14 protein-coding genes are annotated in these 13,912 nt (G+C 49.8%); 4 read left to right on the forward strand and 10 right to left on the reverse strand.

Annotated elements, in window-relative coordinates:
• Positions 1 to 210: 210 nt before the first annotated feature.
• The 4 genes from KBW69_RS08165 to KBW69_RS08180 all read left to right on the forward strand — a co-directional run bounded on the left by KBW69_RS08165 (position 211) and on the right by KBW69_RS08180 (position 3,144).
• Positions 211 to 1,143 carry a hypothetical protein gene (locus tag KBW69_RS08165; protein ID WP_257253264.1) on the forward strand — a complete coding sequence of 311 codons (933 nt, stop codon included), beginning with the start codon at positions 211 to 213 and terminating at the stop codon, positions 1,141 to 1,143.
• 62 nt (positions 1,144 to 1,205) lie between these two features.
• Positions 1,206 to 1,718, forward strand: coding sequence for a hypothetical protein (locus KBW69_RS08170; RefSeq protein WP_257280568.1), 513 nt, complete (start codon positions 1,206 to 1,208; stop codon positions 1,716 to 1,718).
• Between the two features lie 279 nt (positions 1,719 to 1,997).
• A complete protein-coding gene (locus tag KBW69_RS08175; protein WP_257280570.1) occupies positions 1,998 to 2,540 on the forward strand; it encodes a GIG1 family protein in 543 nt (180 codons plus the stop codon).
• Between the two features lie 283 nt (positions 2,541 to 2,823).
• Complete coding sequence (locus tag KBW69_RS08180; protein ID WP_257253267.1) at positions 2,824 to 3,144, forward strand: hypothetical protein; 321 nt, start codon at positions 2,824 to 2,826, stop codon at positions 3,142 to 3,144.
• Positions 3,145 to 3,772: 628 nt separating this feature from the next.
• Here the strand turns inward: KBW69_RS08180 and KBW69_RS08185 are convergent.
• From KBW69_RS08185 to ccoN, 10 genes are all read right to left on the reverse strand, one after another.
• Complete coding sequence (locus tag KBW69_RS08185) at positions 3,773 to 4,075, reverse strand: hypothetical protein (protein ID WP_257253269.1); 303 nt, start codon at positions 4,073 to 4,075, stop codon at positions 3,773 to 3,775.
• 484 nt (positions 4,076 to 4,559) lie between these two features.
• A complete protein-coding gene (locus KBW69_RS08190; RefSeq protein WP_257253270.1) occupies positions 4,560 to 5,276 on the reverse strand; it encodes a sulfite exporter TauE/SafE family protein in 717 nt (238 codons plus the stop codon).
• A gap of 66 nt (positions 5,277 to 5,342) precedes the next feature.
• Positions 5,343 to 5,516 (reverse strand): cbb3-type cytochrome oxidase assembly protein CcoS, encoded by a 174-nt coding sequence (ccoS, locus tag KBW69_RS08195; protein WP_257253271.1) that lies wholly within the window; start codon positions 5,514 to 5,516, stop codon positions 5,343 to 5,345.
• A gap of 7 nt (positions 5,517 to 5,523) precedes the next feature.
• Positions 5,524 to 8,022: a heavy metal translocating P-type ATPase gene (locus KBW69_RS08200; RefSeq protein ID WP_257253273.1), complete on the reverse strand. Its 2,499-nt coding sequence runs from the start codon at positions 8,020 to 8,022 to the stop codon at positions 5,524 to 5,526.
• A 19-nt stretch (positions 8,023 to 8,041) separates the two neighbouring features.
• A complete protein-coding gene (locus tag KBW69_RS08205) occupies positions 8,042 to 8,608 on the reverse strand; it encodes a FixH family protein (protein ID WP_257253274.1) in 567 nt (188 codons plus the stop codon).
• Between the two features lie 18 nt (positions 8,609 to 8,626).
• Positions 8,627 to 10,027: a cytochrome c oxidase accessory protein CcoG gene (gene ccoG, locus KBW69_RS08210; protein WP_257253276.1), complete on the reverse strand. Its 1,401-nt coding sequence runs from the start codon at positions 10,025 to 10,027 to the stop codon at positions 8,627 to 8,629.
• A gap of 193 nt (positions 10,028 to 10,220) precedes the next feature.
• Complete coding sequence (ccoP, locus tag KBW69_RS08215; RefSeq protein ID WP_306670848.1) at positions 10,221 to 11,141, reverse strand: cytochrome-c oxidase, cbb3-type subunit III; 921 nt, start codon at positions 11,139 to 11,141, stop codon at positions 10,221 to 10,223.
• On the reverse strand, positions 11,138 to 11,353 hold the full coding sequence (locus KBW69_RS08220; RefSeq protein ID WP_257253277.1) for a cbb3-type cytochrome c oxidase subunit 3: 216 nt from the start codon (positions 11,351 to 11,353) through the stop codon (positions 11,138 to 11,140). Before KBW69_RS08220 ends, ccoP begins: the two co-directional genes overlap by 4 nt.
• 5 nt (positions 11,354 to 11,358) lie before the next feature.
• A complete protein-coding gene (ccoO, locus tag KBW69_RS08225; RefSeq protein ID WP_257253278.1) occupies positions 11,359 to 11,970 on the reverse strand; it encodes a cytochrome-c oxidase, cbb3-type subunit II in 612 nt (203 codons plus the stop codon).
• Positions 11,971 to 11,984: 14 nt separating this feature from the next.
• Positions 11,985 to 13,427 carry a cytochrome-c oxidase, cbb3-type subunit I gene (ccoN, locus tag KBW69_RS08230; protein WP_257253280.1) on the reverse strand — a complete coding sequence of 481 codons (1,443 nt, stop codon included), beginning with the start codon at positions 13,425 to 13,427 and terminating at the stop codon, positions 11,985 to 11,987.
• Between the last annotated feature and the right edge of the window lie 485 nt (positions 13,428 to 13,912).

Here is a 13,912-nt window from a genome sequence, read left to right on the forward strand (position 1 = left end):
GGGTTGTCTCTTTGGCTGTGTATTCAGGAAAAAGGCGGTTAGAAATGCTAACCGGAATGTCATTAACAGGTTTTTGCAAGAAGGCTAAGGTCAATTTATAGCAAAGCAGGGAATTCGCTTCACTGGAAACCTGAGAGTTCATACAGCCAACCGGGAACTTTTAATGTCCGTTGCCTGTCTATAACTATAAATTATCACGGAGAATAGATTATGACTTACGGATTAACACCAACAACAGGTAGCGGTGCAACCAAAGCTGAATTTCATCCCCCGCAGAACACTTCAGCGGGGTCCGATAACTGTCCGGCGACAACATCGAACGGTCGACGTTTGGTTGAGGTTGAGCCTGCATCTAATACAAATAATACCAGCCCTGCAGGATCCTCTCCGCGCCAGCCTGTTTCATTTGATCAACGTACCTGTCAGTGGTTGGAAGCACTCCCAAGCTTTACAGGCCGGAATGCAACCGATGTAAATCAGGCTGCAAACACTGGCAAAGTTTTTGAACAAAACGGAAAAATCCCTGTTGAGTTTATTAAGGAAATGACCAACCTGCTGTTAGAGGAAGGAAGATTTGCGCTTGAAGAATTATCCCGATTAAAAGAAGAGGAAGATGCACTGTCATTTTTATTGACCCCCGAAGAGGTAGAAAACAAGGACGGCAGTAGCTTCAGCCTCAGTGAAGAGATAAATACAGCTGATTTTGAGGTTAGGGGCGTCCCGGTAAAAGATCTTGAGGAGTTTACACTGGAGCCAGACATTGAGCCAAAGGCAAAAACATTTTACTCATTTATGGAGGGGGAACAGGACAGTGTAAAAACATTCCTTGGATTTGGAATCCTGGAAAGTGGGCATCCATTCAAATTCGAAGAAGATTATAATTACAGTGAATTGGGTTCTGCAAACCCACCATGTATTACTATTGCACCTGACTGGAACAGTCTGATTGATAATTTAGATGATTATGATCTGAAAGAATTTCTGGAAAATATGAGTCAATACAATTCTAAATTGCTCGACGATTGGCTAAAAATCACCCCATCAGGCAGCCTTAATGATATACGTGATAAATTGAAAATTGTTTTAAGTCCCGATTTATTGGGTATGTTCTGTCAGCAGGTGATCAATAGGATCAATAATTGAGCCACCTGCTCAAAACGGGCTGTCGCCTGTCAAAAAATGTAGATCATCATGGAGGATATATTATGACTTACGGAGTAACACCAACAACAAGTAGTGCCGCAGCCAGAGTGGAATTTCAACCGCCGCAGTTTAGTGTAGCGGGATCCGCTAGCTGTTCGACAACAACATCGGGTGGTCGAAGTCTGGCTGGTGTAGTGCCCACAATTTATATAAGTCCGACAAGACTCGGTCCGTTCCAAGCGTATATTCCAACTTTTCAACGTCTTTGTGCGCCTTTCGAAATCAGATTTAACTTCATATGTCAGCCTGCAGGACGTGCAATCGAGTATCCAAGCAGCATGGACGGCAGAGATGTACCTCGTTTCGAGCCGTATCTTGATCAAATAATTCGAAATTCGGCCATGGCGGTCGGTGGATTAAATCAAGATTCATTTGTTTATGAGGATGAGCCGCAAAGGCCGCAGCCTGATGTTTTTGTGGCTGAGCCGGGAGGGCCGGGGCGTAATTATTATCAGTTATTGCAACAAGCAGCAGCACCGATTTCAAGGGGGAGGGGAGCAGCAAGAAAAGGCTGAAGCAGTCGTTGGCTATGACAAACAAAAAGCCTGAAGCCGATGGCAGGGCGCTTCGCAAGCCTTCTGAAAATCATCAGAATGGTGTTTAAAACTTGTTCCCACGCTGAGACCCAGAGGGCCTGAAAGCGTGGGAAATGAGTCAACCTCATCAATGACTACATTGAAAGAGCATTCACTTCCGCTCCGACAGCCTGTGATCAGTCTATGCTAGACAACCAATAATATTGGGTTCAACCGGGAGAGTGCGTTTTGTGGGTTATTGGCGTTTGCAGTCTTGTATTGCTTAAGGTGCTGTTCAGTGTTGTCACCTATTCCGGAGTGATTACCTGGGAAGAGATTCAGTCAGATTATATTGATACCCGTAGAAGTCCTGTCCAGCTGATGGCTTACCTGAGCTATCTGTCTCGATTGAAGCTGAGTGGGATATCGCCTGAAACGGCTGTGCTGGAGAATGTTTTCAACCTATCGAACCAAAGGGCGCTGGAGTGCAGTGATGGTCATTGTGTGCTGGAAAGCCAACTGGTATTTAACCGTTATCCCTACTGGCTGGAAGACGACGTAGTGCATCTGTTGTTGTTTATGTCCGGCAAGGACTGGCAGGAAAAGTCTTTGCAGGAAGAGTCAAACGGGTTGTTGAAGAAAAGTCTTGGCGAGTTAGTGTCAAGGTACTCTCTGGAATGGCGAATCTATGTGAATCCACCCCATAAACGATCAGTGGGACTCGCTCATGCACACATCTTCCTCAAAGGTGTGAACTCAGAAGAAATTGCTCATCAGGTCAAACGGGCTCTGATGTCTGGTAAAGCAGGGCATGAGCTCTGATAGCTCAGACAACCAGAAGCCTGGCTGATAATAGCGCTGGCCAAGGCGACATCGTATTGATGACGGCAGAACATTGAGGATGAAAATTGCTCCGTGACGAATCACCACCAGAAACTTTTCGACATTTGAGGCGAAGCAACGAATTTGCTGTTCCAGAAAGCTACGAAGTTTCTATGGGCAACCATGAACTTTAATGTCCTTTGACTGTCCAAAGGCGCAGGTAACCGAGAACTTTAATGTCTGTTGCCTGTTCAGAACCATAGATCTTCATAGAGGATATATTATGACTTACGGAGTAAAAACAACAATCAGCGCCGCAACCAGACCGGTATTTGAACCGTCACGGTATTGCGCAGCGAAGTCCAATACCATGCCCTCAACAAAAAGTGGTCGAAGCCTGCTGAAGATTGAGCTTGCACCTGATCTGAATCGAATAAATCACGAGCCGGTCCGTCCTTACGTTCCAGCTGTTCGACGTTATGGTCCATATTCACAGGCATTTTCAGGCATTACAGGCCAGGAAACAGCTAAAAGTCAGGCTGAAGCATCACCAATGGCTCTGACCAATAAAAAGCTCGATGCCATGAGAAGACTCTTTAACTAAAGCCACTGACATAGCAGCTGGTATCACTCATTGTTCGGTTGTTTCAGAGGCTTTCAGGCCAACAGATATCAAAAGAATGATATCTGTTGGCCTTGGGTTTTACGACACTGTTTGTCTATGTGCGTATTAAAAGAGAACTTGGCAAGATCGTTTACACCCGACCTTAGCCTGAAACTAAGTGGGCAGCAGAGTCAACTCACTTGAGTAGTGTCGGCAAGGGTTAACAGTGTTAGTTGTATTAGTCCAGAGACAATGATCTTCCCTCGATAAAATGGACACAGGTCTACAGCTAAGTTGTCGTGGCGCAGCTGGCCTTGCTCGGAATGTACATCATTTGGAGTTGACTTAACTTTGCGCTCATCAGCCACGAGCTGTCCCTCAAAATATTCCTCGCGCCAACGAGACTACATATAGGGATGAATGTCGAGTGCTTCAGCGACATCCTTCAACATTTTGTTGGGTCTAATGGTCATTCTAACAGCCGACACTTTAAATTCGTTGGTGTATTGGAGAGTTTTTTTCACAGTTTTATAAGCAGGCACGTGATTACCGTTTCAGTTGGATTTGAGTGTCCACTAAAACGGGGGAGGTTCACAATCGACTGGATTTTGTTATTAGGCGGCGTGGCTTATTTCTTGAGGTGGTTCACGATAATGGTGAGAGTGTCTTCTATTTTGTCGAAGCGTTCACGAGTTTCTTGTTTGAACTGGTCAAAGTGTTTTTCTTGCTGGTCAAAGCGTTCGTCAATCTTGACAAAGCGTTCGTCAATTTGGGCAAAGCGTTTTTCTTGTTGGTCAAAACGTTTGTCTATACGAGCGAACCCTTGGTGCATTTCAGCACGGGTTTTGCTGGCGTAGCTGACAATACCCGTCAGGGTGTCTCGAATATGGTCAAGCTCTGTTTCGTTCGGTTGTTCAGCGTTTAAGCTCATGTTGTACTCCTGTCAAATGAGTGAGAAAGACAGCCTAGCAGACTTTGAGAAAGGGTGCAGAGAAACTTAACATGGGGATATACAGCATACGCGGCATAATATCATTAACAACCGAATCAAGAAGGATACTATCATGTCTGGGAAAGCAACTCCTGGAGAAATCGCAAAGGCCGATCATGGCATCCTCATGGCCAAGTCTCATACGACATTGTTGCTATCTAATCAAACGGTTTAATTGGTAAAGAAAGCGACTTTCTTTTCAAAGTTGATGGGTTTATTCAAAAATCGACATGAAGAGAGTGCATAAAACAAAATGCTTTCTGATTCATTTTGAGATGGATTATTAAAAGATGAGAATGCTGGTTCTCACCTCAATAAATCCGGAATCAGTTGTTATTTGTCCAGTTCACAATAATGTTATTTGTCATACCAAACGGTACTGGCGAAATGTTACCGCTATCTGGAGCTCTGTTGGCTCAGACACCTACATAGAATGGCCGCCATGTCCGATTGAGAGTATGGACATGACCCATACCTGATGTGGACCGGGAATACTGTAAAGGCCAAAGAGAATCATCATAATGCCGGCAATGTTGCGGGTCATGCTGGCTTGAATAACAGACGTCAGTTGCCTTGCAAATATTCCGGTCAGAAACACAGAGGGCAAGGTGCCCAGCCCAAAAGCGGCCATTAACAAGGCAGATTGGGTCGGGTTGTTCTGAGTGGCGGACCAGATGAGCGTGCTGTAAACCAGTCCACAGGGAAGCCAGCCCCATAAGGCACCCAGGGTCAGGGCATCAGGCGTGCTGCGAATGGGCAGAAGTTTGCTGGCGAGCGGTTGAATGTGTTTCCAGAGGTGTTGTCCCAGCTTTTCCATTTTCATCAGGCCTTTCCACCAGCCGGTGATGTAAAGACCCATGGCGATCAGCATTCCGCTAGCAATGATTCGAAGCGAGGATTGCATGGCTTCACTGGCATCCCCGAGAAACCAGCCCACTAATCCAAACAGCAGGCCCGCCAAGGCATAACTGCTGATTCGGCCTATGTGATAAGTCAGCATTAACCAGCTGGTTTCAGCTTTTGAGCGTCCTCTGAGTGACAGGCTGAGGGCTGAGGTGATACCTCCGCACATGCCAATGCAGTGAGTGCTGCCCAGCAAGCCAAGGGTGGTTGCGGCTAGTAGAGTTGGCGCTTCCGTCATAGCTATCTATCTGCTCAAGGCTGTTCATCTGCTCAGGGCTGTTAATCTGCTCAGAGCTGTTCCCAATCAGTCTTTTTTGGTTGGACGACTGACTTTTGGCTGGTCGTCGTCAAACAGAATGTTGTGGGCGGGTCCTTCCAGATCATCAAACTGGTCATTATCTACTGCCCATAGAAATATCCCTACAGCAAGGGCAATCAGCAATACGGCTATTGGTATAAGAATGATCAGGCTTTCCATAGGGGTACTATACCTTTACAGCAACTTGCAGGTTATCCGCATTTTCACTGCCATTATTCTGGCTTGCCAGTTGTTCTTCCCGGGAAGCAGGCTTTTTATCTCTGTTGAGTCGCAGGGCGTTGCCCACCACCAGCAGAGAACTTAATGCCATGCCAATCGCAGCCATCCAGGGGGCAATCATAGCTGCTGCTGCCAGTGGCAGGGCGGTTATATTGTAACCCAATGACCAGGCCAGATTCTGACGAATGATCTTGCGGGTACGTCTGACCAGATCAAAGGCGTCTATCAAACGACCAAGGTCGTCGGACAGAAGTACGGCGTCGGCACTGGTCTTGGCCAGGTCTGAAGCATTACCCATAGCCAGAGAGACGTCTGCACCGGCCAGCACCGGTACATCATTAATGCCATCACCCACCATCAGAACATGCTCGCCGTCAGCCTGTCGCTGGCGAATAAACATCAGTTTGTCGTCCGGACTGGCCTGAGAGTGCCATTGTTCAATGGCTAACTGTTGGGAGACTGATGCTACCACCGGTTCCTGATCACCACTGAGCAGCGTCACCTTGAAACCGGAATCTTTTAACCGACGAATGACGTGGGCCGCTTCTGGCCTGAGGCTGTCAGTTAGTTTGAACCAACACAGTGGCAAGTCATTCTCAGACATGAGTAGCCATTGTCCTTCCTGCTTCGGGCGTGCAGGTATATTTGTTTGACAGCAGAAATCGGGACGGCCCATTTTGTAATGGTTGGCACCGATTCTCGCTTCGATGCCCCGACCGGTATGACTGACCACTTCTTCAGCCCTGAGGTCAGTCGCGACTGCAAAAGCCCTGGCAATGGGATGTTCCGAATGCGCTTCAATGGCTGAGGCAATGGCAAGCAGCTTGGACTCAGAGTGATGGCAGCCAGCAACAGGATAAGTGCCTTCCAGTTTTAAACGACCTTGGGTCAAAGTGCCGGTTTTATCAAAAACAATGTGGGTGATTTTGCCCAGACCTTCGAGAACATGACCCCGGGTGACCAGGAATCCCAGTTTATGCAGATAGCCTGTCGCTGCCGTCAGAGCTGTTGGCGTTGCCAGAGAGAGGGCACAGGGGCAGGTTACTACCAGTACGGACAGGGTGATCCAGAACGCATCTTCTGCCACGACACCCGACCAGTACCAGTAAACGACAGTTGCTGTCACCAGAACAGAAGCCACAAAGTAACCGGCAACACGATCTGCCAGTCGGGCAATGGCAGGTTTGTCCTGTTGGGCATGTTTTAGCAGTTTGAGAATCGCAGACATCCGGGTTTCTTCACCTACATGGGTGATTTCAAGCTCAAGGGCGTTGTCGATATTGAGACTGCCGCCCATCACTGACTCGCCTATGCTGCGGGCTATTGGCAGATATTCGCCTGTCAGCATGGATTCATCGACACTACTACTCCCTCGCAATATAACAGCATCAGCGGGAATGGAATCACCGGGTAATACCCGTACATGGTCTTTGGGTTTCAGATCAATGATCGGGACTCGAACATACTCTTTACCCTCTTTTTTCAGGCAGCTGGAGGGCAGCAGGTTGCTTAGGGCCCGGGCTGCACGAGAGGTTGAATGTCTCGCACGAAGCTCCAGATAACGACCGGACAACAGGAAGAAAGTAAACATAGATACCGAGTCAAAATAAACTTCACCACTTCCGTTAACGGTTGCCCAGAGGCTGGCAACATAGGCTCCACCAATGGCAATGGAGACCGGCACATCCATGCTGAGATGGCGGGTTCGGAAATCTCGCAGGGCTGCTTTGAAAAAAGGTGCCGCTGAGTAGAGTATGACCGGAGTGGCCACCAGAGCACTGACATACCGGATCAGATCCCGATAGGGGGCCGTCATGTCGTTACTGATCGCTCCGGAGTAGAGCGCGATGGCATACATCATGACCTGCATGGTGCCAATACCGGCAATGGCGAGGCGTCGTATGAATACGCGGTTCTCTTGCTTGAGCATGGCTTCCTGGCGATCAGCGCGCCAGGGGTAGGCTTTATAACCAATCTGATGAATGGCGATCAGAATATCGCTGAGTGGTGTCTGTGCGTTATTCCAGCTGATCTGGGCTTCATGAGTACTCAGGTTAACAGAGACTTTTTCGACACCTTCGATCAGACTAATATGATTCTCCAACAACCAGACACAGGCAGCACAGGTGATGCCCTCTATCAACAGGCTGGCCTGTCTTTCGGACTCACCGTTGCTGATCACAAAGTCCTGCTGAATATCATTCCGGTCGTAAAGCCGGAGTTCTTCTTCCAGCCGCTGGCTGAGCGTATTGGCCTGCAGACCGGGGTCGGTGCGGTGCTGGTAATAGCTGTCCAGTCCGCCGGCAATGATGGCTTCAGTCACCATCTTGCAGCCCGGGCAACACATGGGCTGCTGAACACCTTCAACCGTCGCCGTGTAAGGGGGTGTCCCTTCGATAGGCAGGTGACAATGGAAACAGTAGCAATTTTCAGAATGTTTACTCATCCACTCAGCCCAAAATGCTTCAAGGTTTAGAGCTACCGCGCGGCAGCAGCTCGCTGGCAACACCGGCTTTCAGCACCAGGGGCTGATTCAGGCGCCAGCCTGTTTCGTAACCGACTTCAGGAATAAGTTCGTCCAGAGTTTCCAACTGGACATAGGTTTTTCCCTCGACCGCTTCATCAATCTGACCCACATATATCTGGGTGGACTCGTCACCGGAGATAGAACGGTTAACCATGATGACTTTGTCCTGGTCGGCGAATACTGGAGAAAGCAGGCTGAGCTTTAATTGTTGTGGCCATTCGCTGAGGTTGCCGTTTACGGTGATTCGAACCTCACCTGTCAGATCGTCGATCAGCAAGTTGGCCCGAATTCCAAGGTCATTGGCGTTGTGATCACGGGTAAGATCTTCATTGATCTGTTTACCTGTTTTGTAATAGTCATCGACCACCACACTGTCCTGAATCTTGAACGCATAGTAAGTCCGGTAACTGCCCCAAACAAAGGTGACCGCCAGTACTCCCAGAATTCCCCATACCCAGGGCTCCTGGTACCAACGGGTGACGGGTTCATTCTTCACAAGGCTCATAATCGTTACTACCTGTCTTCAGATTTGCGGAGCAAGGAATCGACTTTCGGCACTTACAGGCTGAATGTCCGGCTGATCACTGCTGATTATAAATTCAATATCACGGCTGCCGGAATGGACAGAACCCGCAGGCAAGACCAGCCGAACTACGTGTTGCGCAACTTCGCCGGCATTGACCGTAAAGCTCATATCACCTTTGGTGCTCAAATCCCCTATGTCCCTGACACTGATGGTCATGGTCAGCGTGCGCTGATCCTTGTTGGCCAGTTTGAGGATATAGGTATTTTCAATGCTGCCATCGGAGGTGGTGCGATAAAGCTGATTGCGGTCTCTGAGAATGTCCAGTTCCAGTGCGGAGCGATTGTTCAGGCTCCCTGCAAAGAGTCCGATCATTGCCAGCAGGGCGACGGTGTAACCTATCAGTCTCGGGCGCAGGAAATGGGTCTTCTTACCTGAAAGCTCATTGTCTGTGGTGTAGCGGATCAGGCCTTTATCGTAGCCCATCTTGTCCATAATGTTATCGCAGGCATCGATACAGGCCGCACATCCAATGCAGCCGATTTGCAGTCCGTTCCTGATATCAATACCGGTCGGGCAGACCTGGACGCAGACGCTACAGTCAATACAGTCACCCAAACCCTGACTTTTGGGGTTCACACCTTTTTTGCGTGAACCCCGGTTTTCACCGCGCTTATGATCGTAAGCGACCACCAGAGTATCCCGGTCGAACATCACACTCTGGAATCGTGCATAAGGGCACATGTGCAGGCAGACCATCTCTCTCAGATAGCCAGCATTACCATAGGTCGCAAAGGTAAAAAAGCCCAGCCAGAAAAGTGCCCAGGGGCTGACTTCCAGAGACAACATATTCGGAACCAGTTCCCGAATCGGAGTAAAGTAACCGACAAACGTGATAGCAGTGGCAACAGAAACACCCAGCCAGATACCATGCTTCGCCAGTTTACGCAGAACTTTTTCTGCCGACATCGGAGCTTTGTCCCTGCGCATTCGCTGGTTGCGGTCACCTTCTGTGACCTTCTCTGCCCACATGAATACCCAGGTGAATACACTCTGTGGGCAGGTATAGCCACACCAGATCCGGCCGGCAAACACCGTGATGGCAAACAGACCAAAAGCGCAGATAATCAACAACCATGACAGCAGAATAAAGTCCTGCGGCCAGAAAGTAGCGGAAAAGATATGAAACTTGCGCTCCGGCAAGTCAAACAGAACAGCCTGTCGACCATCCAGGTTAAGCCAGGCCGTGCCAAAATACAGAAGGAACAACAGCGCTCCCCCGAGCAGCCTGAGATTGCGAAAGTACCCCTGGAAACTGCGTGTGTAGATTTTGTCCGGCTTTTGATACAGGTCAATTAATTCCGGTCCACTGGATTGGATCTGTTGGTCTGACTCTGGCATATCACTTCACTGCCCTGATGGTCGTTATAAATCGTCCATTGAACCTGGCTCTTCTCACCGTGAATGTAAGAAGTGGTCCTTCGAACTGCATCTTAACAGGACGCTATTGGTAATTCGGCGTTATCTTACCTGATAAAAAAAACCACAGCCAGACAGCTGTGGTTTTCATGACAAGGTGGCGAATCAGAGACAGTTAATCTGTCTCTTTTTCGTTGTCCTTGTTGTCTTCGTCGAGACTGAATACGTAGGTAGCGACCAGGTGGACTTTTTCCTTGCCGAGAATGTCTTTCCAGGCCGGCATCACACCGTTACGACCATTACGAATGGTGTATTCCACCTGAGCCTGGCTGGAACCATATAGCCAGACTTCATCGGTCAGGTCAGGTGCCCCCAGTAGCTGGTTGCCTTTGCCGTCGGCGTTGTGACATACCGCACAAGTCGTGTCATAAATCTTCTTGCCCGCTGTCATTGTGGCCGGGGCAACTTTGTCTACCAGACCCGCATTAGCACGGATGAAGGTAGCAACGTCACGAACGCCTTTCTCGCCAATCACCGCGCCCCAGGCAGGCATCTGCCCGTTACGGCCTTCCATGATCGTGGTGGTGATCGCGTCAGCCGTGCCGCCGTATAGCCAGTCGTCATCAGTCAGGTTCGGGAAGCCGAAGGCACCGGCGGCATCACTGCCGTGACACAGGGCGCAGTTGTTCAGGAAGATACGCTCACCCATCTTGACGGCTTTAGGGTTGTTTACCAGCTCTTCAATCGGAGTATTAGCGTACTGTTCAAACAGTGGCTGATAACGACGATCATGTTTTTGCTGATGGCGTTCCAACTCACCGGTAGAGGTCCAGTCCAGAAAGCCCTTCCAGTTACCAAGACCCGGATACAGAGCCAGGTAACCGGCAGAAAATACGATGGTACCGACAAACAGAGCCAGCCACCATTTGGGCATCGGATTATCCAGCTCTTCGATACCGTCGTAGGCGTGCCCGGTGGTTTCAGTTGTTGTCTCTTCGCGCTGTTGCCTCCAGGTAGTAAACAGCACATAGATTACAAATGCCAGGCAGGCTAGAGTAAGGATGACAACCCACCCACTCCAGAAACTACTCATCATTGTATGGCCCCTTTGTCCTTGTCTGCGTGCTCAGTCTTTGCCAAGCCACTGGCGTGTCGTGTATTTATATGAGCTTCGTCGTCTGCAAACGGCAGTGATGCTGCTTCATTAAAGTCCCGCTTCTTATGGCCACTGTATGCCCAGAAACATACCCCCAGAAAGGCAATCATGGCTAAAACAGTGGACAGTCCTCTCAGATCATTAATATCCATGAGTGTCACCGTTTATTCTGTAGTGCGGTGCCCAGTGACTGCAGATAAGCCACTACGGCGTCCATTTCAGTGCGACCCTTGACTGCGGCTGTAGCACCTTCGATGTCATCATCGGTGTAAGGTACGCCCAGGCCTCTCAGAACTTCCATTTTCTTGCCGGTCAGTTTGCCGTCCAGAACGTTTTCGTTCAGCCATGGGTAAGATGGCATGATGGACTCGGGGACAACGTCTCTCGGGTTATTCAGGTGAGCACGGTGCCACTCGTCAGAGTAACGACCGCCAACACGGGCCAGGTCCGGACCGGTTCGCTTGGAACCCCAAAGGAACGGATGATCGTAAACAGACTCGCCGGCTACAGAGTAGTGGCCGTAACGCTCTACTTCAGCACGCAGAGGGCGCACCATTTGTGAGTGACAACCTACGCAGCCTTCACGGATATAGATGTCACGACCTTCCAGCTGAAGAGCAGTGTAAGGCTTAAGGCCTGCCACCGGCTCAGTGGTGGTTTTCTGGAAAAACAGGGGCACGATCTCAACCAGGCCGCCAAAGCTGATGGCTACTACGATCAGCGCCACCATCAAACCAAGATTTTTTTCGACTAAATCATGTTTTTTCATGGTGAACTCCCCCGTCAGGCCATCTGTGCAGGTGACGCCTGAGCTTCACCTTCCTGCTGGTTTTCACTGCCCAGTTTGACAGTGCGGTATAAGTTGTAAGCCATGATCAGCACACCTGCCAGGAAGAAGGCGCCACCGATTGCACGGACAACATAGCCAAAGTGGCTGGCGGTTACGGACTCGAGAAAACTGTAGGTCAGGGTGCCGTCGTTGTTTACAGCTCTCCACATCAGACCCTGGGTAATGCCGTTGACCCACATGGCCACTACGTAAAGGACGGTGCCGATGGTAGCCAGCCAGAAGTGAGTATTGATCAGACCAATACTGTACATCTGTTCACGACCACAAACCTTGGGAATCAGGTGGTACAGGGAGCCGAAAGAAACCATGGCAACCCAGCCCAATGCGCCGGAGTGCACATGACCGATGGTCCAGTCAGTGTAGTGAGACAGAGCGTTAACGGTTTTGATGGCCATCATTGGGCCTTCGAAGGTCGACATACCATAGAAGGACAGGGATACCACCAGGAAGCGCAGGATCGGGTCGGTACGCAGTTTGTGCCATGCGCCGGACAGTGTCATGATGCCGTTGATCATGCCTCCCCAGGAAGGTGCCAGCAGGATCAGGGACATCACCATACCCAGGCTCTGGGCCCAGTCGGGCAGGGCAGTGTAGTGCAGATGGTGCGGGCCCGCCCAGATGTAGATGGCGATCAGTGCCCAAAAATGTACGATAGACAGACGGTAAGAGTAAACCGGACGCTCAGCCTGCTTGGGAACGAAGTAGTACATCATGCCCAGGAAGCCGGCGGTCAGGAAAAAGCCGACCGCATTATGTCCGTACCACCACTGAATCATGGCGTCCATGGCGCCAGCGTAGGCAGAATAGGACTTGGTCAGGGTGACTGGAACAGAGGCGCTGTTGACAATGTGCAGAATCGCAACGGTGATGATGAAGGCACCGAAGAACCAGTTGGCCACGTAGATGTGCTTGGCCTTTCGCTTCATGATGGTGGCAAAGAACACAATTGCGTAGCTGACCCAGACAATGGCAATCAGGATATCGATTGGCCATTCCAGCTCGGCGTATTCCTTGGAAGAGGTCATGCCCATGGGCAGTGTGATGGCGGCCAGAACGATCACCAGCTGCCAGCCCCAGAACGTGAAAGATGCCAGTCCGGGCATGGCCAGGGTAGCCTGACAGGTCCTTTGGACGACATAGTAAGAGGTAGCGAAAAGGACGCAGCCTCCAAATGCAAAAATAACGGCGTTTGTGTGTAAGGGTCTCAGTCTGCCAAAACTGGTCCAGGGTAGATCAAGATTCAGTTCAGGGAATACCATCTGGGTAGCGATGAACAGTCCCATCCCCATCCCGACGATGGCCCAAACCACCGCCATGATGGCAAACTGCCTGACAACCTTGTAGTTATAGGTTGGCTGTATCGTTGCAGTGCTCATGCTCCGTGTTACCTTCGGGTTCTGCTAACAGTTATTACGACTTGGAGATAACCTGAGGCGTTGCAACTTAGACCGGAAATCCAGTAACACACTATGACCTTGGCTCTTGCCTTGACACTGTGCATAGTGTTTTTGTGGCCAAAGGAACCCTGTTCAGTTGCCAAAGGTTTCCGAACAGCCAAGGCGCATTGCTCTACTGGATTTCAGGCCAGATATTCTCTGCTACCGGCCAGCTCCCCCGGGTTGTCCGTAAGGCCGTACTTCCTGCTGATTCTTTATGTGTTAATAAAAAAATGCAGTTGACGAATTGAGTCGGAATATTTCTCTCATCAGGGCAGCGAAAAAGCTGCTCTCGTGAGTTCTCTGATATAAGACAGTTGTCAAGTTCACTGTTTGCCAGAGATCCTCAGGCTCTGGCTGAATGACTTGAGACTGACTTATTACCTTCAGACTCCGAGTGTTTTGATCCTGGGTTGGTACTCCTG

The organism is Endozoicomonas sp. ISHI1, from assembly GCF_024606225.1.
Lineage (GTDB): Bacteria > Pseudomonadota > Gammaproteobacteria > Pseudomonadales > Endozoicomonadaceae > Endozoicomonas_A.